The 22,712-nt window shown below is 42.2% G+C and carries 22 protein-coding genes; 12 read left to right on the top strand and 10 right to left on the bottom strand.

Annotated features, from left to right (window positions below; all coding sequences use genetic code 11):
- Positions 1-10: 10 nt before the first annotated feature.
- From AC20OE_RS15240 to AC20OE_RS15230, 3 genes are read left to right on the top strand one after another with little or no spacing between them, the layout of a single operon-like run.
- A complete protein-coding gene (locus tag AC20OE_RS15240) occupies positions 11-922 on the top strand; it encodes a putative nucleotide-diphospho-sugar transferase (RefSeq protein WP_064497701.1) in 912 nt (303 codons plus the stop codon).
- Entirely contained in the window at positions 919-2,109 is a 1,191-nt protein-coding gene (locus tag AC20OE_RS15235; RefSeq protein ID WP_487268957.1) for a glycosyltransferase family 2 protein, read from the top strand. Before AC20OE_RS15240 ends, AC20OE_RS15235 begins: the two co-directional genes overlap by 4 nt.
- Complete coding sequence (locus tag AC20OE_RS15230) at positions 2,110-3,039, top strand: putative nucleotide-diphospho-sugar transferase (RefSeq protein WP_487268956.1); 930 nt, start codon at positions 2,110-2,112, stop codon at positions 3,037-3,039.
- A 37-nt stretch (positions 3,040-3,076) separates the two neighbouring features.
- On the opposite strand, the gene AC20OE_RS15225 is transcribed toward AC20OE_RS15230, so the two are convergent.
- Positions 3,077-4,315, bottom strand: coding sequence for an MFS transporter (locus tag AC20OE_RS15225; RefSeq protein WP_039177054.1), 1,239 nt, complete (start codon positions 4,313-4,315; stop codon positions 3,077-3,079).
- A 147-nt stretch (positions 4,316-4,462) separates the two neighbouring features.
- Entirely contained in the window at positions 4,463-6,502 is a 2,040-nt protein-coding gene (pbp4, locus tag AC20OE_RS15220) for a penicillin-binding protein PBP4(5) (RefSeq protein ID WP_487268955.1), read from the bottom strand.
- A 262-nt stretch (positions 6,503-6,764) separates the two neighbouring features.
- On the opposite strand from pbp4, the gene AC20OE_RS15215 reads away from it, so the two are divergent.
- Positions 6,765-8,180, top strand: a complete 1,416-nt coding sequence (locus AC20OE_RS15215; protein WP_487268954.1) for an SLC13 family permease — start codon at positions 6,765-6,767, stop codon at positions 8,178-8,180.
- A 5-nt stretch (positions 8,181-8,185) separates the two neighbouring features.
- Here AC20OE_RS15215 and AC20OE_RS15210 read toward each other — a convergent pair whose 3' ends face one another.
- A complete protein-coding gene (locus tag AC20OE_RS15210) occupies positions 8,186-8,542 on the bottom strand; it encodes a hypothetical protein (RefSeq protein ID WP_144495473.1) in 357 nt (118 codons plus the stop codon).
- Positions 8,543-8,625: 83 nt separating this feature from the next.
- On the opposite strand from AC20OE_RS15210, the gene AC20OE_RS15205 reads away from it, so the two are divergent.
- Positions 8,626-8,853: a hypothetical protein gene (locus AC20OE_RS15205; protein WP_039177063.1), complete on the top strand. Its 228-nt coding sequence runs from the start codon at positions 8,626-8,628 to the stop codon at positions 8,851-8,853.
- Here AC20OE_RS15205 and AC20OE_RS15200 read toward each other — a convergent pair.
- The gene (locus AC20OE_RS15200; RefSeq protein WP_039177065.1) at positions 8,834-9,313 is read right to left on the bottom strand and encodes an Hsp20/alpha crystallin family protein; all 480 of its coding nucleotides are present in this window, start codon (positions 9,311-9,313) and stop codon (positions 8,834-8,836) included. The two genes, AC20OE_RS15205 and AC20OE_RS15200, sit on opposite strands and share 20 nt — an antisense overlap.
- Before the next feature lie 65 nt (positions 9,314-9,378).
- Here AC20OE_RS15200 and AC20OE_RS15195 point away from each other — a divergent pair, with 65 nt between their 5' ends.
- Both AC20OE_RS15195 and AC20OE_RS15190 read left to right on the top strand, forming a co-directional pair.
- The gene (locus AC20OE_RS15195; RefSeq protein ID WP_003213975.1) at positions 9,379-9,636 is read left to right on the top strand and encodes a hypothetical protein; all 258 of its coding nucleotides are present in this window, start codon (positions 9,379-9,381) and stop codon (positions 9,634-9,636) included.
- Between the two features lie 6 nt (positions 9,637-9,642).
- Positions 9,643-9,876 carry a hypothetical protein gene (locus tag AC20OE_RS15190; RefSeq protein ID WP_024424583.1) on the top strand — a complete coding sequence of 78 codons (234 nt, stop codon included), beginning with the start codon at positions 9,643-9,645 and terminating at the stop codon, positions 9,874-9,876.
- A gap of 36 nt (positions 9,877-9,912) precedes the next feature.
- On the opposite strand, the gene bcaP is transcribed toward AC20OE_RS15190, so the two are convergent.
- Positions 9,913-11,304, bottom strand: coding sequence for a branched-chain amino acid transporter BcaP (bcaP, locus tag AC20OE_RS15185; protein ID WP_487268953.1), 1,392 nt, complete (start codon positions 11,302-11,304; stop codon positions 9,913-9,915).
- Between the two features lie 180 nt (positions 11,305-11,484).
- On the bottom strand, positions 11,485-12,558 hold the full coding sequence (locus AC20OE_RS15180; protein ID WP_059376766.1) for a tetratricopeptide repeat-containing glycosyltransferase family 2 protein: 1,074 nt from the start codon (positions 12,556-12,558) through the stop codon (positions 11,485-11,487).
- Between the two features lie 132 nt (positions 12,559-12,690).
- Between AC20OE_RS15180 and AC20OE_RS15175 the strand changes: the two genes are divergently transcribed.
- A complete protein-coding gene (locus AC20OE_RS15175) occupies positions 12,691-14,574 on the top strand; it encodes an ABC-F family ATP-binding cassette domain-containing protein (RefSeq protein ID WP_487268952.1) in 1,884 nt (627 codons plus the stop codon).
- Positions 14,575-14,604: 30 nt separating this feature from the next.
- Here AC20OE_RS15175 and folE2 read toward each other — a convergent pair whose 3' ends face one another.
- The gene (gene folE2 / locus AC20OE_RS15170) at positions 14,605-15,501 is read right to left on the bottom strand and encodes a GTP cyclohydrolase FolE2 (protein WP_106025858.1); all 897 of its coding nucleotides are present in this window, start codon (positions 15,499-15,501) and stop codon (positions 14,605-14,607) included.
- Between the two features lie 143 nt (positions 15,502-15,644).
- Between folE2 and AC20OE_RS15165 the strand changes: the two genes are divergently transcribed.
- Both AC20OE_RS15165 and AC20OE_RS15160 read left to right on the top strand, forming a co-directional pair.
- Positions 15,645-16,070 (top strand): MerR family transcriptional regulator, encoded by a 426-nt coding sequence (locus AC20OE_RS15165; RefSeq protein WP_041087175.1) that lies wholly within the window; start codon positions 15,645-15,647, stop codon positions 16,068-16,070.
- A gap of 56 nt (positions 16,071-16,126) precedes the next feature.
- On the top strand, positions 16,127-17,317 hold the full coding sequence (locus AC20OE_RS15160) for an MFS transporter (RefSeq protein ID WP_059376773.1): 1,191 nt from the start codon (positions 16,127-16,129) through the stop codon (positions 17,315-17,317).
- Positions 17,318-17,362: 45 nt separating this feature from the next.
- Here the strand turns inward: AC20OE_RS15160 and AC20OE_RS15155 are convergent, their stop codons facing one another.
- Positions 17,363-18,916 carry an ABC-F family ATP-binding cassette domain-containing protein gene (locus tag AC20OE_RS15155; RefSeq protein WP_059376776.1) on the bottom strand — a complete coding sequence of 518 codons (1,554 nt, stop codon included), beginning with the start codon at positions 18,914-18,916 and terminating at the stop codon, positions 17,363-17,365.
- A gap of 152 nt (positions 18,917-19,068) precedes the next feature.
- On the opposite strand from AC20OE_RS15155, the gene AC20OE_RS15150 reads away from it, so the two are divergent.
- The gene (locus tag AC20OE_RS15150) at positions 19,069-20,211 is read left to right on the top strand and encodes a DEAD/DEAH box helicase (protein ID WP_059376779.1); all 1,143 of its coding nucleotides are present in this window, start codon (positions 19,069-19,071) and stop codon (positions 20,209-20,211) included.
- A gap of 34 nt (positions 20,212-20,245) precedes the next feature.
- On the opposite strand, the gene AC20OE_RS15145 is transcribed toward AC20OE_RS15150, so the two are convergent.
- Positions 20,246-21,250, bottom strand: a complete 1,005-nt coding sequence (locus tag AC20OE_RS15145; protein WP_487268951.1) for an NADP-dependent oxidoreductase — start codon at positions 21,248-21,250, stop codon at positions 20,246-20,248.
- A gap of 121 nt (positions 21,251-21,371) precedes the next feature.
- Positions 21,372-21,749, bottom strand: coding sequence for a YfmB family protein (locus AC20OE_RS15140; RefSeq protein WP_041087183.1), 378 nt, complete (start codon positions 21,747-21,749; stop codon positions 21,372-21,374).
- A gap of 221 nt (positions 21,750-21,970) precedes the next feature.
- Here AC20OE_RS15140 and AC20OE_RS15135 point away from each other — a divergent pair, with 221 nt between their 5' ends.
- Positions 21,971-22,318: a YflT domain-containing protein gene (locus AC20OE_RS15135; protein WP_039177084.1), complete on the top strand. Its 348-nt coding sequence runs from the start codon at positions 21,971-21,973 to the stop codon at positions 22,316-22,318.
- Positions 22,319-22,712: the final 394 nt, after the last annotated feature.

The raw sequence follows: 22,712 nt of genomic DNA, 5'->3' as shown, positions 1-22,712 counted from the left end.
GTGTAAAAAGATGAACAGCATATATTGTACGGTTCTTTCAAGTGGAAGACTTTATCAAGCCATTGCGTTTTTCTTATCGTTGAAGCAAGTAGAAGATGATGCTGTCATCAAGACGTTATGTATGGATGATGCTGCATTTGATTTGCTTCATCAAATGAATTTCCCGCATGTGGATCTTGTTCATGTACGGGAGCTCGAGACACCAGAACTGCTAGAGAAAAAAGAGGAACGGGATGCATCGGAATATTGCTGGACCTTAAAGCCGATTTGGATTGAGTGGTTATTTGAAGAGGAGCAGGCAGAGAGCGTGACTTATCTTGATGCGGATTTATTCTTTTATGAGAGCCCTCAGGTTATTTTTCAACATCAGCCTAATGCCTCTGTTTTAATTTCAAGAGGGGATATTGTCATTCCAAGCTTTGATGCTGAGGAAGTGAAGATGCTACAGAAGCTTTTAGGCCGCTATAATTCAGGCTTTCTGCATTTTAAAGGAGATGAAGCCGGACGAAAATGCCTCAGCTGGTGGAAAGAAGAATGCTTAAAAGAATGTAAAAATGCACCGGGAGAAGGCAAGTTTGGCGATCAAGGATATCTGGATCATATGCCGAGGCTGTTTGACAATGTAGAAGATATTGAGACAAAAGGCGTGAATATTGGTCATTGGAACTATGGGCAGCATTCTTATCGGGAGGAGAATGGACGTATTCTCCTAGAGGATGGGCATCCGCTCATTTGCTATCATTTCAGCGGCTTTCGGATTGTGAGCAAGGATGAGATGCAGCAAATTCATGAAAAAGGACGAAATGACCTGCCGTTTTTCCAAGAAGCCTATCGGGAAGTGCTTCGCCATGTGATTGAATCTGTGGAGCAGGTCGATCCGCTGTTTAACGGATATGCCAAACGGGAGGAGGATGACGCATGAACGAAAAGCCAAAGGTAAGCGTCATTATTCCAAGCTATAATGCCAAAGAGCGTTTAGAAGGAAGCCTTTTTTCCTTAACACTTCAGAAAACAGATATTCCGTTTGAGGTCATTGTTGCCGATAATGGCTCAACAGATGGCACGATGGAAATGCTCGAGAACATTGAAGTGAACTTTCCGTTTAAAAAGGTGCGTATTCCTGTCAATCAAGGGATTGCAAAGGGGCGTAATCATGCCATTCGCGAGGCGGAGGGAGATCTGCTCATTTTCCATGACAGTGATATGCTGGCAGAACCGAGATTTATTGAAAAGCATGCAGAGGCCCATGCTGACAGGGAGGATCTCGTTATTTGCGGTGTGTGCTGGAAGCGGATTTATCGCTATTTTTACACAGCTTTTGATAAGGATCATATGAAGCGGTTGAAAAAGCAAGGGCTGTATAAACGGAAAATGGAGGACAAAACGCCTCTTTTATCATTGGAAGAAGTCGAAAATGGTGCATTTCTTGAGAAAAGTTTCGATTTGCAGTCTGAGTTTATAGATATCCTGAAAGACATTTTAAATACGTACCACTATGATTTAGGTTCTTATGAGCTGCCATGGCGATTTTTTATTACAAATAACTCCTCTGTCAAACGGAAGCATGTCATGGCACTAGGGATGTTTGATGAAAATATCGTTCGGTACGGATTTGAGGATTATGATTTAGGGATTCGTCTGCATCAGCTTGGTCTCTCCTTTGAATTGCGAGAGGATATCATGAGCGTGCATCAAGAGCATCCAAGTAATTTAACGTCGTTTGATGACATCAAATACAACATTTTGTATATGTGTGAGAAGTACAACAATATTGATTCTATTGATGTCCATTTGGCTTTCTCCGGTCCGTTTTCTCATACTGTGACAAATGATATTGTGAAAGAAGTTCGGCAGCTGCGTGAGAATTCAGCATTTGATGACCTGTTATCTTATTTTTTAGAACTGATTCACTTGATCACAGAGCGGAATGTAGGCATCAAACGCGATAAAAAAGATATGCTGACAGCCAAGCATGTTCCTTTGAAAAAGCTGGCAGAAGCGGCGCAGCTTGCACGGCAGGAGTATGGCTGCACGGTACTTGTAGAAGCCATTCAAGGGCTGACGAAAGAGCTGTTACACGTTGATTTGTTCCAAGTGGATGTGTTGTAAATGGCGTCTTATCACTTTACAACCATTGTGTCGAATACCCACGTCTTTAAGCTTTTGGCGCTGATTCATTCGCTTGAGAAAAACGCTCATGCATTCAAGCTATCGGTTTTATGTGCAGACCCTTTGGCTTACAAGGTGTTAAAGGAGTTCCCTCACCCGAATGTTCAATATGAACAGCTTGAAAACATTGAGGATGACTCCCTGCGCAAGGCAAAAGAGGATCGTACGTTTCATGAGTATTGCTGGACATTAAAACCTGCCTTTTTGCTCAAAACTCTTGAGTCCTCAGATGCGGATTATCTTGCTCATTTGGATACGGATTTGTATTTTTATCATGATCCAGAGGCAATTTTTGCAGAGAATCCAAGCGCTCATTTATTTTTAACGGATCATATGAATTCCAAGCGGTTCTATCGTTATTACGAGTTGTCTGGCCGTTTTAATACTGGGTTTGTAGGCTGTCGTAACACAGATGTTGCCAAACAGGCAGTCACGCAATGGAAAGAAAACTGTCTTGCCCATTGTACAGTAGAAATGGATACAGAAAAAAAGACGTACGGAGATCAGCGGTATGTGGAAAGATGGGTTGATGATTTTGAAGGGGTTCATATCGTTGCATCTAAAGGAGCCAATGCGGCGATTTGGAACATTGAAAACTACAAGCTTTCAGTTGTAAAAGGGGATATGTATCTCGACGAATGTCCACTTTTGTTCTATCATTTTTCTGCCTTTACGATCATTGATGAGAAGACCTTTAATCTGAATTGGTATTACTATATGACAGAACAAAAGCTTGTGGATCACCTGTATATTCCTTATGCTGACTTGATTCATCGAAAAATCAAACAGGTGCAAAAGGTATTTCCAGAATTTAAGCAAGGGTTTATTGCAAAGAAGCATGTTCCTGATACACATTTCTATGAGATGTGAAAAAAACCGCTCATATTGATTTGAGCGGTTTTTCCTTTTATGATTCATTCCACTTGGAGATGGTTTGGTCGCTAGGAAGTAAGAAGGCTAGGATGCCTAATATCGGTAAAAAGGCAACACCGAGCATGGTAGGCGTTAAGCCAAAGGCATCAATGAATGAACCGAGGGCAACCGATCCGATTGCACCCATACCAAACGCAAGCCCAACAGTTAAACCAGACATTGTGCCAATTTTCCCGGGAAATAGTTCTTGGGCATAAACCACGGTGACAGAGAAGCTTGATGTCAAAATGAGCCCAATCAGCCCGAGTAAAACATAAGCAAAAACGGGTCCGGCAAATGGCAGCAGCAGGGCAAGCGGGAAGGATGCCAATAAGGAAACTAAAATCACGTTTTTTTTGCCAAAGCGGTCTGCAAGTGGCCCGCCTAAAAATGTCCCAATTGCACCTAGAATGAGAAATAAGAAAATATAAGTCTGTGATTCTTTAATCGTCAAACCGTATTGTTCAATCGCATAAAACGCATAGAAATTCGAAATGGCATTTCCATACCAAGAGCGGGCAAAGATGAGAAAGACGATAATGCCAAGTGCAATGAGTGCTGATTTCCGATGAATATCAGATCTAGCAGCTTTTGCAGGTGTTTTTTTCGCTTGGGCCCGAATGGTTTGAAGTCTTCCGGCATACCATCTTGAAATATAAAGAAGGAAACCGACCGCTATCATTCCAACAATCGTAAACCAAGCCACGCCTGTCTGACCGAGCGGTACGAGCATTAATGCAGCGATAAGCGGGGCAAAGGCTTGACCTGTATTACCGCCTACTTGATAAATGGACTGTGCAAGTCCTCGTCTTGGACCAGCTGCCATGTTGGCAACACGGGAGCCCTCTGGATGGAAGATAGCAGAGCCAAGTCCGATAAAGACAACGCAAAGCAAAATGGTTGCAAAAGATGGAGCAAACGCGAGTCCGAATATACCGACAGCACTTGAAAATAAAGCAATCGGAAGTGCATAAGGCATCGGCCGTTTATCTGTGTACCAACCAATAGCAGGCTGCATCACGGAGGAGACCATATTTAATGTAAAGGCAATCAGCCCTAATTGTGTAAAGGTCAGCCCCATTGAGCGTTCCAAAATAGGGAACATCGCAGGAATAACGGCTTGCAATGTGTCGTTCAGCATATGACAAATACCAATAATCAATAGGATGGGATAAACCGTTGAGCCGGTAACAGAATGTTGAGGTTTATCCTTTGTACGAGCAGCAATGGCCAATGAGACTTCCTCCCTTCATTTATCTGTTTTCTGATTTTTGCATTCTTCTCATTTTATTCATAAGGTGAACTATAAAACAATAGCAAATTGTCATGATTTAGAAAAAAAGAGACACAAGCGCTTGATTGAGCTTGTGTCTCTAAAGAATTATTTGTAAAAAGAAGCAATCACAGGCTTCATTTTTTGAACGACGAGTCCACTGCCGCCGCGGTTTTTCACACCTTCGATCATGCCGACGAGGACGTAATCTTCTTTTTTAGGATTAAACGCAAGTAAAAATCCATTTTCAGTGCCGTCTGTTGCACCTTGTTTGCTCTTTAATTCTGCCGTACCCGTTTTAGCGGCAATATCCGCTCCTTCGATTTGTAAGGAGTGGGCTGTTCCGTTTGGACTGGTCACGACCTTAGTCAATGCGTCTTTCACTGTGTTTGCCGTGCCTTCTTTGATGATTTGTTTTGGTGATGCTGTTTTTTCATCTTGAATCACTCGAGGGTAGACAAGCTTGCCTCCTGTGGCAAATGGAGAATAGGCATGTACTTGTTCAATTGGTGACATGAGTAATTCGCCTTGGCCATACGCCGAGTCAGCCAGTAAGATATCCGATTGAATGCCATCGTTCGATACTTGTGCAGGCTTCATTGTAAATGGCATGTGTAAGTCTTCGCCAAACCCAAATGCTTTCACTTTTTGCTCGTAGGTGTCTTTGCCGATTTCGAGTGCTTCCTGTCCAAAATAAATATTGTCTGAGTATACAAGGGCATCGACCATATTTACTTTTTCTTTATCGTGAACCCGTGTGATGCGATAATTTCCCCAAGATTGATCCTTTTGCCATTTTAGTCCGTGAATGGTACGCACTTTGTCAGGCTTTGTGACACCTGTTTCCAGCCCAATGGCTGCTGTAATGGTTTTGAATGTGGATCCTGGCGCATACCGGCTCGCATATCGAGCTTGGAATGGAAGGTCTGGATTTTCACTGTATGCCTGATATTGCTTAGGTGTAATCCCGTTTGTCATGAGATTGACATCGTAGGAAGGGGTGCTGACAAGCGCTAATAGATCGCCTGATGATGGATGCATGATTGTGACGGCCCCTTTTTCGCCTTTCAACTGATCATAGGCTTTTTTCTGTAAAGAAGCATCAATCGTCAGCTTCACTGTTTTTCCATCTTTTCGATCTGATTTTTGCAATGTTTCTTCAATACCTGTTTCATCATGGACGATGAGAATGCTTCCGCCATCTTGTCCGCGTAAGTTTTTGTCAAATGTAAATTCAAGGCCGGTTTTGCCGATGATTTGATCTGCCTTTAATGCTGGATTTCTTTTGATATCATCCGCATTTGCTTTTCCGACATACCCGGTGAGATGAGCGGCGGCTTTGTTATATGGATAGTAGCGCATTTCCTTCGTTTGATAGGTAACGCCATTTACGTCCTTTGGAATCGGCTTTTGTTTTAACATCGATTTGAGCGGGACAAACGTGTCGTCTGTGACCCATGCTTGTTTCAGCTGATTGTCAATGAGTTCTTCCTCTATATCAAACGCTTTGCTGATCTTTTTGATATTACGTTCTTTTTCTTCTCCTGTTCCGAGCTTTCCTGGGATGACGCCAAGTGCGTTTCCACCAGTTGTTTCTGCCAGTGTACGTCCTTTTCGGTCGACAATGTTTCCGCGGACAGCAGGGTCAGCTTTGACCTTGATGGTATCTCCTTTCTCCATTTGCGGGAAGATGAGATTTGGCTTCCAGTCCACTTTCCACTTGTCGTCCTCTTCGGAAAGAACGCCCTTGTAAGACAGCTTATGCAGCTTGCCAAGAGACGTTTTCATCGTTACATCATAGGAAAATTGATACCCATTTCCTTTGTCCTGTTTTTCAACGTTGAGCTTTGAAATGTTCAGGTCATAAGCACCAATACCGTTGAAAATATTGTCGTATTTTTCGGCTAGTTGTTTTTTTGAAAAGTCATTGGCTTTCAAAGATGCACTTGTCACCTCATCTGCCAGCTTCGTAAAGTCTTTCTTCTTCATATGTTCCGTAAAGTTTTGAGCGGCTTTTAAAGCCTCTTTTTCTTTTGAGAAAAGAGTATCTTTTAAGAAAAAGAAAGCAGCAGCAACTACGATGATGCTAAGAATGGGAATTATGACTTTTTTCTGTTTCCAAAATGATTTTCGTTGACCCGTATACAATGAAAACACCTCAATTTTTGATTAGATCCTCTATATTTTACAGTGATTGGTCGTGATTTGTATAGTTTCTCCTATGAAAATAGACCAAGGGATCATGTCAAGGTTTGGGGAATGGGGTTAAAAAACAGCTATTTCGTAATGAAAGATATCTTCATTTTTTCTTATGATTTAAAGGATTTCTTAAAAGATCATCGAATGTGAAAAATTAGAAAAAATATGACAAGCGCTTTCATTAGGGGGAATTGTTATCGTTTATAAAAAGGTGAATTTGATTGGACTTGTTCTTGGACCGACACTCTTTTTGCTCATTTTTTTTCTCATACCTGAAGATGAATTGACCTATGCTGCGAGGGTAGTCTTGGGCATTACGGCTTGGACGGCCACATGGTGGGTGACTGAAGCACTTCCCATTCCTGCTACATCTTTATTGCCCATCATCCTGCTGCCGACACTTGGCGGGCTTTCTATGGAACAAACATCAAGGTCTTATGGAGATCCGATCGTCTTTATGTACATGGGAGGATTTATGATCGCAATTGCCATTGAAAAATGGAAATTACATAGAAGAATGGCTTTACACATTTTAAGGGTGATTGGCACAAGAAGTGACCGCATTGTATTAGGTGTCATGATCGCGACTGCTTTTTTATCTATGTGGATTTCGAATGCAGCGACTGCCCTCATGATGCTGCCAGTGGCACTTGCAGTGATTAAAGAAGTTAAGACAAATGAAATCTTATCTGGTCCATCTCTTGATCGATTCAGTAAAAGCATCTTATTGTCGGTTGCGTATTCAGCGTCAATAGGAGGATTGGCGACACTTGTCGGTTCTGTGCCAAATGCGGTGTTTGCTGCGATGTCAAAAAAACTGCTAGATCGGGAGATTATGTTTTTTGAATGGTTTATGTTTGGTTTTCCTGTTGCGCTGATTCTGCTCATTCTCTTATTTTTGTATTTGACGAGGGTACAGTTCAAGGTAGAACACACAGGTGAAATGAGTGCATCGTTCATACAAAAGGGATTAGAGGATTTAGGAAAAATGAAACAAGAGGAAAAATGGGTATTTGTTGTTTTTCTCATGACGGCGTTCTTATGGATTTTTAAGCTCTTTTTGTTTGGAGGGATGACCGTATCTGATACGTCTATCGCCATTTTCGGTGCCATGCTGTTATTTCTCATTCCAGCAACAAATGGAGAGAGAATATTAGAATGGCAGGATATGAAACAACTGCCTTGGGGACTTTTGCTTTTGTTTGGAGGAGGGCTTTCGCTCGCTACGGGCTTTGCAGAAACCAATCTAACAGGATGGATCGGAGAAAATCTACAGCATTTAAACGGGCTTTCGTATATCATGCTGTTGATTATTTTAACGGGAGCGATTCTGTTTATGACTGAAATTATGTCAAATACGGCTGTTGCCAATATGATTATTCCGATAACGGTAGGGCTTGGGCTTGCGATTGGAATCGAGCCGTATGGGTTAATGGCCGCTGCTGCTTTGGCTTCCTCTTGCGCGTTTATGCTGCCGATATCCACACCGCCAAACGCCGCTGTCTTTAGTGCGGATGTGCTGAAAATATCAGATATGGTCAGGGCAGGCTTTTGGTTAAATATCATCAGTATTGTGGTGATTGTTCTTGCGGTCTATTTCTGGCTGCCGATTGTGCTGAAAAGCTGAGTGCATTAAGAAGAAGAAGGCTTTGATCGAATTGAGACGACCGGTGTTTTTGTTTCTTTTGGCTTCGGTGTTTGTGTGGATTTTTTGATGCGCGTTTCCTTTGGCGTGTAATAGGTTGCCCCAATATTGAGCCTGCCTTGAAGCTGGTCAATAGAAAGCTCCCCAAATTCTAAATGATAATCAATTTTGTCCACGTGCAGGGATTCGATATGGATGTGTGTATCCTCTGAGACAGGAGTAGCTGGTGCAGACATTTTTTGCTCAAGAGCGGCGAGTCTTTTTTCTAGCTCAACGACAGATGGGGATGGACTGGATTCAGTTTTTTTAAAGAGTGATTGAATGAAATGTTTCAAGTAGACCACAACCTTTTCTTCCGCCTTACTTTAGTCTATGGAAAAGCTATCTGATATATACTTATAGAGATGACAAGAAAGGGGAGAAGCACATGCTGCCTACTCAGATTCACATTGCCCATATGAAAACGAATTCGATTGGCACAGGATCATCCATGACGTTCGGCTCGACGTTTGTTCGCAATCATTGCAGTACGATCAAACGAAACAATGGATTTGGGGAACAGAATGCTGATGGCGTGATCACGATCCTGCCAATTGAAACAATTGATGATCGTGATCAAATAGACGCAGTGAGTATCAATATTCGTCATCTATGATGATAGCAGTCGCTTTTCCTTCATCCTTTTGCAGGCGGATGTAAAGTACACCGTCTTTAAAGGCAGCATTCATTTGACCAAGAATCATTTCTGGAAGGCGGATTTTCTTTTCAAACGGACCATACTTCCCTTGCTTTTGGCGAAAGTCCTGCTCGTTAAAAAAGGAAAAACGCTGTCCTTTCACAACCAAATATTCACCATATGATAACACCTGAACATCTTCCTTTCGGTAGCCAGGCAAGTAAATTAAGTATTGAATTTCTGTAGGAGTTTCCACCATGTCGATTGGTGGAAACGACGCATCTGATCCCCGCTGATCCTGCTGTGTGAATGTAAATGGAGATGGACCGTTTGCCATAAAGGGGGATCTTTGCTCATCGTCGAAGATCATTTTCCAAAAATCATCTCCATGCATTTGCTGGGCAATATCCATCCACTGTTTCATTTTTTCGAAGTCCATGTGAAGACCTCCCGTTAACATACTTGATGGGTGCTTGCATATACCTATAAAAAGGAGGTTTATCTGTGGTTCAACCAACTCCGTATATCAATATTAATATTTTCATGTTAAAAATTAATTCCTTTGAAAATGCGTCGGCGGTGAATGTCGGACAAAATTTGTTAGCAGAGTGGCAAAACTCAGATAAAAAAAATCAGGGTTACGGACAGAATTTTGGAGATGCCAGCGGTTTTGTCGGTACAAAAAGCCATGTAGATGATCGAGATCAAGTGGACTCACCTGCCTCTTTTTCACCAGCAGCTAAACCCATTCAAAGGAAGTGACGTGTGATGTTATTCTCACCTTCAGTCGTCAATGTCGGTGCTTTTAAAATCAATGCAATGGATCGGGGTGCATCACTGACGCTAGGACCTTATCAGCAGATTGATTATTTTCTCTCGATGAAATTGAATCAAGGTTTTGGTGAGGACAATGGAGATTGTTCACCGCTTGTCATTCCGATTTCAAGCGTGTTAGATCCAGATATGGTGGACTCAAATTCAGTCAAAAACAGCGTGGTTTAAGAAAAAAAAGAGACCGGGAATCCCCGAGTCTCTTTTCTAATTTGTTTCATTCAGATGGCTTTTTCGTCTTGCATAGGTGAAATAGACAACAACACCGATGGCGATCCAGATGAGGAAGGCTCTCCATGTCTCCCATTTCAGTGTGGCAGCCAATGTCATACAAATGATCGCACTGATAATCGGAAGCACAGGCACGAACGGTACTTTAAACGCTGCTTTAAGATTCGGATGTTTTTTCCGTAAAATGATGACCGCAATGGAAATCACCGTGAAGGCTGCTAGTGTACCGATGCTGACTAAATTCGCAAGCGTCGATAAATTCACAAAACCTACGATACACGCTGCGACTGCACCTGTCAGCCAAGTGTTGGCAACGGGCGTTTGTGATTTTGGATGAACCTTTGAGAAAATATTTGGCATAAGCCCATCGCGGCTCATCGCAAAGGTTAAGCGAACCTGTGCATATACCAAGGCAATGAGAACCGTGGTAATCCCAATAATAGCACCGGCTGATATGATACCCGCCACACTATTCAGGCCAACCACTTGAAGAGCAAATGCGACAGGATCACTGACATTCAGCTTCGTATAGTGAACCATGCCTGTTAAGACAAAGGAAACCCCGATGTATAAAATGGTACAAACACCGAGCGCTCCGATAATCCCAACCGGCATCGCCTTTTGCGGATTTTTGACCTCTTCAGATGCATTAGCGATCGCATCAAATCCGAGGTAAGCAAAAAAGACGGTTGCCGCGCCTGCAATCACGCCGTTAAAGCCCATTGGCATAAACGGTGTCCAGTTTTCAGGTTTGACGTAAGCAAAGCCTGAGATGATAAAGAGTAAGACGATGGCGATTTTGATCAGCACAATGATGTTATTCAGCTTTGTGCTTTCTTTGACGCCTCTTGAGACGATAAAGGTGATGAGCAAAATAATGAGTGCGCCTGGAAGGTTAAAGATGGCTCCGTCAGCGGCTCCAGGTGCAGCTGATAAAGCCTTCGGTATGTGAAGACCGAATCCGCTGAGCAGTGATTGGAAATAGGACGACCATCCACTTGCCACAGCAGAGAGCGCAATGACATATTCAAGCATGAGATCCCAGCCCATTAAGAAGGCGAGAAATTCTCCAAGTGTTGCGTAGGAATACGTATAGACGCTTCCTGACACAGGAATGGATGAGGAGAATTCAGCGTAGCAAAAAGCAGCAAGGGCGCATGCGATCGCAGCCAAAATAAAAGATATAATAATCGCAGGTCCTGCATCATTTGCAGCAGCAACCCCCGTAATGACAAAGATCCCAGTCCCGACCACACAGCCAATGCCAAGCAAGATTAAATCAAACGTATTCAAAGAACGGCTGAGCCGCTTCGTTTGACTTTCAAGCATGAGCTGGTCGAGAGATTTTTTTCGAAATAAAGAACTCATGTTGACCTCCTAATGGATACATCTTTTCGTAAGACGAATGTTAGTATATGCGCAAATGACAATTTAGTCAATTGGTTGAAAAACGCTTTAAATCACTAAAGTGTTAAACCTCACAACCGAATAAGCCTTTAAAAAGAAACATCCGCCGAGAGATCGAAGGCGGATGTGGTGTCAGACAATCTATGTCTGTTCAGCAAATATTTTTTCATTGTACAGCACACTTGGATGAGTTGGATGATGGGCCGAGGAGGCGCGATGATGTATTTTGGCTTGTTCCAGGTTGCCGAGCTGATAATAACAGTAGCAAAGCTGAAGGTGAGGATACCACGTTTTATATTGTGTCAGTGTGAAGGCTGTTTCATTTTCAGGAGCCTTCAGCGCCTGCTCATACCAAAAGATGGCTGCTTGATGTTTATTTTGTATTTTTAAATGATCCCCGATCCGGCAGCAAAATTCTGGCCGGGGCTGATCATATAAGAAGGAACGTAATAATGAGGATAAGGCTGCTTCCTCATAGCCTTCCGCATAATAGCAGTCCGCTAAATATTGGCATGTGCGGATTTCATCCTCAATCCAGCACTGTTTTGTGTTTAAAAATTCATGATAAAAACGAATCGCTTTGACATGCTGCCCGTTGTCTCTTAATTCATTGGCAAAGTAAAAGAGATCACGGGGTGTCATATCCTCTCCTTTTGCCAGCATGTCTTCATAAATTCGCAAGTTGCGCCCAGGCTCACCAGCAGTTGTTTTCTTGCGTTTTTGATGTGTGACGGCGATATCTGCAGGAAGGATGTTTCCATACACTTGAAGAAACTCATGAACGGCCCCGTACCACTGAAAGTTCAAGGAACGCTTCACAAGGCGATTTCTTCTATATTTGAAATTGACTCGACCGTTTTCATCGAATCCCACATGATAAAACATCGAAACAGCATCCACCGAGGGATCAAGTGTCTGTTTGAGCTGAAGCAGTTTTTGGCGATCTTCTTCAAGGAGAACATCGTCAGCATCGAGCCATAAAATATACTCTTTCGCTGCATGTGAGAAAGCAAAGTTGCGTGCTTTTGCAAAATGCTGGACCCATTCAAAATCCAGCACTTTTGCTGAAAAGGAATGAGCGATTTCCTTCGTTTGATCTGTTGATCCTGTATCAACGATGATCATCTCATCGACAATGTCTTGAACAGACGAAAGGCAGTCCGCCAGCACCTCCTCTTCATTTTTCACAATCATACATAAGCTAATGGTTATCATCTTTAGATCACCTCTTCATAGTGTATCGAGCATCAAAAGGAAACATTCTTTTCAGCAGCGGGTTTTTTAAAACTAGTTTTCTGCTACTGGCTGATTTAAAATAAAGAAAGAATCTATGTAAGGGCTGATAAAATGAGTTTATTGAATGTTGAAGGATTATATAAAACCTATGGCGAGAAAACGCTGTTTGATCATATTTCTTTTCATATAGAACCAAAGGAACGCATCGGATTGATTGGACCAAATGGAACAGGGAAGTCAACGCTTCTAAAGGTCATTGCAGGACTTGAATCGTTTGAGGAAGGTGACATCACGAAGGCAGGGACACTTGATATCGAATTTCTCGAACAAGATCCTGAAATGAGCGGGAATGAAACGATTCTTGACTATATTTTTTCGGGAACGGCACCAATGATTCAAACGATGAAGGCGTATGAAAAGGCACTCGCCGATTTAGAGCATGATCCGCAAAATGAGGCAAAACAAGAGGCACTGATGCGCATGCAAAATCGAATGGATCAAGAAGATGCTTGGGATGCGAACCTTTCAGCCAAAACGATTTTGACAAAGCTTGGCGTGAAAGATGTAAGCCGCTCTGTATATGCATTATCAGGCGGACAGAAAAAACGTGTCGCCATTGCTAAAAATTTAATTCAGCCTGCTGGTTTGTTGATTTTAGATGAGCCAACCAACCATCTTGATAATGCAACGATTGAATGGCTTGAAGGATACTTAAGCCAATATAGCGGTGCTGTCATCCTCGTGACGCACGATCGTTATTTCTTAAATCGGGTGGCCAATCGGATTTATGAGTTAAATCAAGGACAGCTTTATACGTATAAAGGAAATTATGAAGTCTTTTTAGAAAAAAGAGCAGAGCGGGAAGCAGAAGCTCAGGTGAAAGAAACGAAGCGTCAAAACTTGCTTAGACGAGAGCTTGCATGGCTCAGGCGAGGAGCAAAAGCAAGAACGACAAAGCAAAAAGCACGTATTGGCAGAGTCGAAGAGCTGAAGGATCAAAAAGGACCTGATGCGAAGGGAGAGCTTGATTTTGCCATCGGCTCGCACCGCTTGGGGAAACAAGTGATAGAGGCAGAAGACTTATCAATTTCATTTGCTGGCCAGACTCTTGTGGAGCGGTTTACAGATTTAGTCGTGCCGGGCGATCGTATCGGATTTATCGGACCGAATGGAGTCGGCAAAACCACTTTACTGAACTGTCTAGCAGGTAAGATTGAACCGACTTCAGGACAATTGACCATTGGACAAACCGTTCGTATTGGTTACTACACGCAGGATCACAAGGAAATGAATGATGAGCTGACCATCATTGAGTACATCAAGGAAACAGCTGAGATCGTCAAGACGTCTGATGGCGCCATTGTAACAGCAGAGCAGATGCTGGAGCGCTTCCTTTTCCCAAGATCGATGCAGCGGACGTATATTCGTAAACTGTCAGGGGGAGAACGCCGCAGATTATATTTATTGAAGGTCTTAATGGAAGAGCCGAATGTTCTCTTTTTAGATGAGCCGACGAACGACCTTGATACAGAGACCCTCAGTATTTTAGAGGATTATTTAGAACAGTTCCCTGGCGTCGTCATCACAGTGTCCCATGATCGTTATTTCTTAGACCGAGTGGTTCACCGCCTGCTTGTCTTTGAAGGAAATGGGCGAATCTCACACTTCCAAGGTGCTTACAGCGATTATATGGAACAGGAAAAAGAGCAGAAGCGGACAGAGACAAAGCCTGCTGAAAAACAAGTAGAAGCTGCGCCTAAAAAGAGAAAAAAACTTTCTTATAAAGACCAGCTTGAATGGGACGGGATTGAAGACCGGATACAAGCATTAGAAGAAAAACATCAGCAGCTCGAAGCCAGCATTGCAGAGGCAGGCAGTGATTTTGGGAAAATTCAAGAGCTGATGGACGAACAAAAAGCCGTTGCGGAAGAACTAGAACAAGCAATGGACCGCTGGACAGAACTATCTCTTATGATTGAGGAAATGAATGAATAAAGATGTGGAAACAAAAACCTGTAGAGCGATCTACAGGTTTTTTTGATAGGAGCATTTGGCATACGCATCATGCTGGTGGATGGATTCCTCATTACGACACTCGACTTGAAAGCCTTTGATCCATGGCTGCTCATATAATTCTATGGCAATTAATCTTGTGATATCTTCTACAAAGCGCGGATTTTCATAAGCCTCTTCTGTCACTTTCTTTTCATCAGGTCTTTTGAGCACGGGATAAAGCGGTGCGCTCGCATTGGACTCAATGATATGTAAAAGAACGGCCTTGATGTCGTCAGGGAGCGCTGCTTGTTCAAACAACTCTACTTGAATGGAAACAGACCCGCGCTGATTATGGGCACCATATTCACTGATTTCTTTGGAACAGGGACATAATGTTGTGACCTGTGCATCGCAGCCCACATGACAGGTCCATCCGTCCTTTTCATGAAAATGGACGTCATATTTGACAGTCGCATGCATCAAGCCTGACTGCCCGGTGACTGGACTTTGTTTTTCCATGTACCATGGAAAGGAAACTTGAACGGAAGCAGAGGATTGATTCATTTTCCGGGCGAGCGCGACCGTCAAATCTTTTAGGGTATTCACATCAAGCGGCTTGCTGCTTTCATAAAACGAGTGCAGCTGTTCAGTGAGACGGCTCATATGAATGCCTTTTTGATGGGCTGGCAGGGATGTACTCAGTGAGAATTCAGCAGTGGTTGTTTGGCGCTGTGGTGCTGTTTTAGATACGATATGTATGGGATAGGACATGCGGCAGATCCCGACTTGTTCAAGATGAAAATAAAAGTCCTGCTCTGTTTTTTGAATGTCAGACATGTCCTCTTTTTGCCAAGGCTTTGTGCCAAGACTTGGCGGTACTGATCCAAATAGCTGGTGCCGTTCTACTTTAGGTGGAAATGAGCGCATATAGTACCTCCTGTAAATCGTAATTATTACTATTTATTTTGCGATAACATATGGAATAAATCAAGTGTTAAAACTTTGACGTTTACGTTAAGGTTATAAAGGTGTATAATAAAACATGAATTGATGAGCAGGAGGCACTGGCGATGGAATGGATGAAAATTGATCAAGTGGCGAAAAGAAGCGGACTGACAAAACGGACGATTCGTTTCTATGAAGAGATTGGTTTATTATCAGCACCAAAGCGGACTGAGGGCGGTGTCAGACTTTACTCAGAGGACGATATGGAAGAGCTGGAGAAAGTGATGCAGGCAAAAGAGGTACTCGGCTTTTCTTTACAGGAGCTTCAATCGTTTATGGAAATCGGAAAGCAGCTAGAGCTGAATAAAGAAGGCTACTTGCTGTCGCTTGATCCGAAGGAACGATTAGAGAAGCTTTTAGATATTGATGCGCAGCTCAACATACAGCATCAATTGATTACAAAAAAGCTTGAAACGATTCAATCCTTTAAAAAGGATCTTGAAGCAATGAAAGAAAGAGCGGCTCATGCAATTGAGCAATTACAAAAATAAACACCTCTGCGTGTTTATTTTATTTTGTCAACATTTGAAGGAAAGGTTCTGATGGAATGAAGGAAGAAGAAGTGTTGAAACAGCGTACAAGTCTGCTTAGGCAGCCAAAAGCCGTTTGGGCTGTTGCCTTTGCGTGTGTGATTTCGTTTATGGGAATAGGACTCGTCGACCCGATCCTGCCAGCCATTGCATCGCAATTACACGCATCTCCAAGCCAGGTCTCTCTTTTATTTACAAGCTACTTACTTGTGACCGGCTTTGTGATGTTCTTTACCGGCTTTATTTCTAGTCGGATTGGTGCGAAATGGACGTTATTAGTTGGACTCATTTTTATTATTGTTTTTTCTGCTTTAGGTGGTACTTCTTCAACGATTAATGAATTAATTGGCTTTAGAGGCGGATGGGGCATTGGGAATGCTTTATTTATTTCAACTGCACTCTCTGTCATTGTTGGTGTATCAGTTGGAGGAAGTGCGAAGGCCATTATTTTATACGAGGCAGCACTAGGTCTTGGGATATCGGTTGGACCGCTGCTTGGCGGTGAGCTTGGCACAATTTCTTGGCGCGGGCCTTTCTTTGGCGTTGCCGTGTTAATGCTTATTGCTCTTTTAGCGATTACCTTTATGCTTCCACCTATGCAAAAGCCGCAGAAAAAAGTGAAATTATTTGAGGCTGTCGGGGCGTTAAAATATAAAGGACTTTTAACGATGGCATCTGCCGCTTTCTTATACAATTTCGGTTTCTTTGTGCTTTTAGCGTATTCGCCATTTGTGCTCCATCTTGATGAGCATGGACTTGGATATGTCTTTTTTGGATGGGGGCTATTCTTGGCTGTGACCTCTGTCTTCTCAGCGCCAGTCATTCATCGCAAACTGGGGACATTGACCTCGCTTGTCGTTCTGTTTGCTTCGTTTGCATTGATTTTACTTGGCATTGGGGTATTTACGTCACATGTTGTCGTAGTCATTTGCGGAATTGTCATTGCTGGGGGAATTCTCGGTATGATCAATACAGTGCTCACGACAGCTGTGATGGGGTCAGCACCGGTTGAACGTTCAATTGCTTCATCCTCTTACAGTGCTGTACGGTTTATTGGGGGTGCGATTGCTCCTTGGATTGCCGGAGTTCTCGCTGAATCCTATACAGCAAGTACACCTTATTATGTCGGGGCTGCTGTGGTTCTCTTAGGCATGATCATCCTCCTCCTTGGACGTAAGCATTTGGTGAATATCCAAGCAGGTCATTAATTAGAAAAGCCTTATATCTTTAGAAGATATAAGGCTTTTTTGTCGTTATAATACTTTTGTTGTCCAAGATTCGCAATTCCAAGTTTCGGTTGCCACATCTTGATAAAATTCAGGTTCGTGAGAAATCAATAAGACGCTGCCTTTATATTCTTTTAACGCGCGTTTTAGTTCTTCTTTTGCATCGACATCTAAGTGGTTTGTCGGCTCATCGAGAACAAGTAAGTTGGTTTCTTCGTTGATCAGCTTGCAAAGACGGACCTTTGCTTTTTCTCCTCCGCTTAAAACAGATACACGGCTTTCAATATGTTTTGTCGTTAATCCGCATTTTGCAAGAGCGGCTCTGACTTCATATTGCGTGTAAGAAGGGAAGGTGCTCCATACTTCTTCAATACAAGTATTGCTGTTTTGCTCTTTTACTTCTTGCTCAAAGTAGCCAATATGCAAGAATTCTCCACGTTCCACCTCACCAGAAATAGGTGTGATTTCTCCAAGAAGACTTCGGAGCAGCGTCGTTTTACCGATACCGTTAGCACCGTACAACGCAATTTTTTGTCCGCGTTCCATTTTTAAATTCAATGGGCGGGAGAGTGGTTCATCATAACCGATGACCAAATCTTTCGTTTCAAAAATCAGTTTCCCAGAAGTACGTGCCGGTTTAAAATGGAATTCAGGTTTTGGCTTTTCTGCTGCGAGTTCAATCATATCCATCTTATCCAGTTTCTTTTGGCGGGACATCGCCATATTTCTTGTGCTGACACGTGCTTTGTTTCTGGCGACAAAATCCTTTAGTTCAGCCACTTCCTGCTGCTGTCTTTTATAGGCTGCTTCGAGCTGCTGCTTTTTGACTTCGTACACTTGTTTAAATTGGTCGTAATCCCCAACATAGCGCGTGAGCTCTTGATTTTCAACATGATAAATCAAGTTGATGACACTGTTTAAAAACGGAATATCATGTGAAATGAGGATAAACGCATTTTCATATTCTTGTAAATAACGCTTCAGCCACTCAATATGCTGCTCATCCAAATAGTTGGTCGGCTCATCGAGAAGGAGAATTTCTGGCTTCTCTAACAGCAATTTCGCTAGCAGCACCTTCGTACGCTGACCGCCGCTGAGCTCCGTCACATCACGGTCCAGCCCGAGATCTGTTAAGCCAAGACCTCTTGCAATTTCCTCGACCTTAGAATCAATGATATAGAAATCATTGTTTGTCAGTGCATCCTGAATGACGCCCACTTCCTCTAACAGCTTTTCCAGCTCATCAGGATCGGCTTCACCCATTTTGCCATAAATGTCATTCATCGCGGCTTCCATTGAAAATAAATAATAAAATGCATCCTGAAGGACTTCACGGATCGTTCTTCCCTTTTCTAGCACGGTATGCTGATCAAGATAGCCGACACGGACATTTTTCGCCCATTCGACTTTTCCTGCATCTGGCTCCAGCTTGCCAGTAATAATATTCATAAACGTTGACTTTCCTTCACCGTTGGCGCCGATTAAGCCGACATGCTCGCCTTTTAATAAACGGAAGGACACTTCGTGGAAAATGGCTCTGTCGCCAAAGCCATGACTTAAATCTTTAACAGATAATATCATTTTTTACACCTCAAATAGATTCAAAACGGCTAGTGCCTCTCATGATTATATCGAACTGTCCGGCTCGATAAAAGCATCAAAAGAAAAATTGCGTTTCAAAGCTGATTTTGAGATACTAAAGGATAGATTGAATGAGGATAAAGGAGATCGACATGACGGAAAATTGGGCATTTTTGAAAGAAGCAAAGCCATTTATTCAAGAGAACTTTCAAGCGGCTGGATTCGAAAAACCAACAGCTATACAAGAAAAAACAGCAGAGTGGATTACGGAAAAGCGTGATGTGATCGCAGAATCGCCAACTGGAACGGGGAAGACACTTGCGTATGTTCTGCCGCTTTTAAATAAAATTGATGTCAATATTAAGCATCCGCAAGTCTTAATCTTGGCACCTTCAAGAGAGCTTGTGATGCAAATCTTTGATGTCGTGCAAGAGTTCAAACAAGGATCAGACATCAAAGCTGTTTCCTTGATTGGTGGAGCGAACATCAAGAAGCAGCAAGAAAAGCTAAAGAAACACCCGAACGTCGTTGTGGCGACACCTGGCCGAGTACAAGAATTAATCAAAATCAAGAAACTGAAAATGCATGAAGTCAAAACGATCGTATTAGACGAAGCAGATCAGCTTCTTGTGCCAGAGCATATGAAAACGATCCAAGCGATCATTAAGTCCACATTAAAAGAAAGACAAATCCTTTGTTTTTCTGCCACGTTGAAAGAAGAAACCGTTCAGCTGATCAAAGAAATGACATCTGAACCAGAAGTATTGAAAATTGCTAGAAGTGAGGAAGAAGCGCAGAAAGTGGGTCACTATTATCTGTTATGTGATCAGCGTGACAAAGTGAAACTACTGCAAAAGCTATCACGGCTTGAGGACATGCAGGCACTCGTTTTTGTGCGTGACATTACGAACTTAAGCATTTATGCAGAGAAATTAGCGTATCACCATGTCGACCTTGGTGTCCTTCATAGTGAAGCAAAAAAAGCTGAGCGTGCTGTGATTTTAAAATCATTTGAACAGCGTGAATTCCCGCTCCTCCTTGCAACAGATATTGCAGCAAGAGGAATCGATATTGATGATCTGCCATATGTCATTCATGCAGATATGCCAAATGAAGAGGGCTACATCCACCGTTCAGGCAGAACCGGACGTGCTGGAAAAGAAGGCGCAGTCATCAGTCTTGTCACACCTCAAGAGCAATCAATGCTGAAAAAAATGGCGAAAAAGCTAAATCTTTCGCTTGAAGAAATTGTGTATAAACAAGGCCAGCTACAGCTTGCGCCCAAGCAGGCATAAGAAAAGGACCCTCCATGTGGAAGGGTCCTTTTTGTTATGAAATTTTGACAAGCTGTTTTCCGACATTTTCTCCTTTGAATAGTCCAAGGAATGCATCAGGAATGTTATCAAAGCCTTCAATGATTGTTTCTTTATATGTGAGTTTGTCTTCTTTTACCCATTGTGCGAGATCCTTCGCTGCCTCTCCAAAACGATCTGAATAGTTGGCAACGATGAATCCCTGCATCAATGCGCTTGTTTTGATGAGTTTTGTTTGCACACGCGGTCCGATATCTTCGCTCGCACTAATATTATAAGAAGAAATGGCACCGCATACTGGAATGCGTGCAAAACGGTTCAAATGATTCATCACCGCATCTGAAATTTCGCCGCCTACGTTGTCAAAGTACACATCAACGCCGTTAGGACAGGCTTTTGCAATCGCATCATCTAAATCATTCGTTGTTTTATAATTAATCGTTTCATCAAAGCCTAATTCTTTTAAATAAGCGAGTTTATCATCAGATCCGGCAATTCCCACGACGTGTGCGCCTTTGATCTTAGCGATTTGTCCCACAACGGAACCAACGGCACCTGCGGCTCCAGAAATGACAACCGTCTCGCCTTCTTTTGGCTGGCCAATCGCAAGCAGGCCAAAGTAAGCGGTTTGCCCTGGCATCCCCAAGATGCCTAAATAATAGGACAATGGCGCAATGGACGGATCAATTTTAGTCAGAGATTCAGCTTTGGCAGTGGAATATTCTTGCCAGCCAAGGAAACCAAGGACAAAATCACCCTTTTCAAATTGTGGCGATTTCGACTCAACGACTTCTCCGACGACACCGCCCTGAATCACTTCATTTAGCTTGAACGGAGGTGTATAGGATTTTGTATCCTGCATTCGTCCTCTCATATAAGGATCTACAGAAACATATTTCGTTTGAATCAAGACCTCTCCATCTTGCGGCACAGGTATATCTACTGTTTCAAAATGAAAAACATCTTTTGTAGGTAATCCTTTTGGACGTTTAGCTAATTGAATTTGCTTTTGTTGTCTCATGTCAAATCCTCCCTTTCACTTACAGCCTAGATTTACATTAACATGATGCTTCTTTTCGTTCAAAACATACGGTCTTTTCAAAACACACACAAAAAAGCAGCCGCCATCTCATCGAAGGGGACTACTTTTTCTGAAAAGATACAGAGAGGAGCGGCGGGAGACAGCCAAACAGCTGATACACATCCGCATCACGTTCTTTTAACAAATATTCGTTTGCATTTTGCATGGAGGCTTTCATCATATCGCGCGTCACAAAAGGAAAAAGGATATTCAAATATGAGGACAACAGGTCTTGTGGATCTTGATCAATTGACTCGATATCTCCAATGTTAATAATGATGGAAAAGAGATAATCAATGGAGATGCGAAAGTGCTGTTCGGCAAACAATGTAAGCGGCTTTGTATTCGCTTCTTCAGGATTCCACTTTTGAAAAAGCTGTTTCACCAAATCACTGACAACCCAAGCATTAAACTGCTGCTCCGCTGAAAAGTAATACATCAGCTCTCCCTCATTTCTAGCCTCCAGTATAAGAATTGTACAACAAATCAACAGGAATGAACACGATATTTCAGAAAATTTAGTCATTTTAACGGGCTTTTTGTCAAAAATAAGTCGATAGGCATGGTATGCTCATTAAGCAAATTGGATGTGCTCTTGTAAGGTTTAATGTCAAAAGTGACGGGTAAAAGATTCGTAAGACGTTAAAGGAGGAATATAAAATGAAACCTGTTGTAAGAGAGTATTCAAATGATGAAACACTTCAAAGAGATGTAGAGCAATTAAAATCAATCGGTGTTGCAAGAGAGGACATTTATGTTCTATCCCATGACGATGATCGAACAGAGCGTATTGCAAATAATGCAGATGCCAATACGATAGGCTCAAGAGAAGTTGGACTTAAACATGCGGTCGGGAACATCTTTAGTAAAAAGGGAGATGAGCTCCGCAATAAAATTCATGAAATTGGTTTCACCAAAGAAGAAGCTGAGACATTTGAAGAACATTTAGATGAAGGGAAAGTGCTTCTCTTTGTCACAGATCATGAAAAAGTGAAAAACTGGGCGTAAACGCCAACTGAAAAAGCCTCTTACTTTTGTAAGGGGCTTTTTTTCATGCCTCCATGTCTGAAGGAGAGACATATATCTTTTTTACGATAAAAAACAAATACAGAAGTATGGAATAAATAGTAAACTCTCTAATTGAAAATGCCGCTATACCAAAGAAAAACAAGGGGAATCAGAAAAAATAGTCGAAATATCACAAAAAACCATTCGGGAAATAATTATTGTATCTTTCTATTTTGATTTAAAATTAAATAAAAAACTTGTGTAATTTAGTAGATAAATTTCTTAGTTCTATTGGTTTAAATTGTATTTTTGTGTAGAAATAATTGTTTTAAGGTCAAAAAACCACGAAAAATACCTGTATTTTCAATTAGAAAATTCATTTTAATGTTTAGGA

This window comes from Bacillus sp. SRI_025 (genome assembly GCF_057592095.1).
This window is presented reverse-complemented; position numbering and strand designations above follow the sequence as displayed.

Excerpts from the sequence above, each read along its gene's own strand:
- AC20OE_RS15240 (WP_064497701.1), top strand. The coding sequence starts at position 11 with ATGAACAGCATATATTGTACGGTTCTTTCAAGTGGAAGACTTTATCAA.
- AC20OE_RS15235 (WP_487268957.1), top strand. The coding sequence starts at position 919 with ATGAACGAAAAGCCAAAGGTAAGCGTCATTATTCCAAGCTATAATGCC.
- AC20OE_RS15230 (WP_487268956.1), top strand. The coding sequence starts at position 2,110 with ATGGCGTCTTATCACTTTACAACCATTGTGTCGAATACCCACGTCTTT.
- AC20OE_RS15205 (WP_039177063.1), top strand. The coding sequence starts at position 8,626 with ATGCTGCCTACTCAGATTCACATTGCCCATATGAAAACGAATTCGATT.
- AC20OE_RS15200 (WP_039177065.1), bottom strand. The coding sequence starts at position 9,313 with ATGGACTTCGAAAAAATGAAACAGTGGATGGATATTGCCCAGCAAATG.
- AC20OE_RS15190 (WP_024424583.1), top strand. The coding sequence starts at position 9,643 with ATGTTATTCTCACCTTCAGTCGTCAATGTCGGTGCTTTTAAAATCAAT.
- bcaP (WP_487268953.1), bottom strand. The coding sequence starts at position 11,304 with ATGAGTTCTTTATTTCGAAAAAAATCTCTCGACCAGCTCATGCTTGAA.
- AC20OE_RS15180 (WP_059376766.1), bottom strand. The coding sequence starts at position 12,558 with ATGATAACCATTAGCTTATGTATGATTGTGAAAAATGAAGAGGAGGTG.
- AC20OE_RS15175 (WP_487268952.1), top strand. The coding sequence starts at position 12,691 with ATGAGTTTATTGAATGTTGAAGGATTATATAAAACCTATGGCGAGAAA.
- folE2 (WP_106025858.1), bottom strand. The coding sequence starts at position 15,501 with ATGCGCTCATTTCCACCTAAAGTAGAACGGCACCAGCTATTTGGATCA.
- AC20OE_RS15165 (WP_041087175.1), top strand. The coding sequence starts at position 15,645 with ATGGAATGGATGAAAATTGATCAAGTGGCGAAAAGAAGCGGACTGACA.
- AC20OE_RS15160 (WP_059376773.1), top strand. The coding sequence starts at position 16,127 with ATGAAGGAAGAAGAAGTGTTGAAACAGCGTACAAGTCTGCTTAGGCAG.
- AC20OE_RS15155 (WP_059376776.1), bottom strand. The coding sequence starts at position 18,916 with ATGATATTATCTGTTAAAGATTTAAGTCATGGCTTTGGCGACAGAGCC.
- AC20OE_RS15150 (WP_059376779.1), top strand. The coding sequence starts at position 19,069 with ATGACGGAAAATTGGGCATTTTTGAAAGAAGCAAAGCCATTTATTCAA.
- AC20OE_RS15145 (WP_487268951.1), bottom strand. The coding sequence starts at position 21,250 with ATGAGACAACAAAAGCAAATTCAATTAGCTAAACGTCCAAAAGGATTA.
- AC20OE_RS15140 (WP_041087183.1), bottom strand. The coding sequence starts at position 21,749 with ATGTATTACTTTTCAGCGGAGCAGCAGTTTAATGCTTGGGTTGTCAGT.
- AC20OE_RS15135 (WP_039177084.1), top strand. The coding sequence starts at position 21,971 with ATGAAACCTGTTGTAAGAGAGTATTCAAATGATGAAACACTTCAAAGA.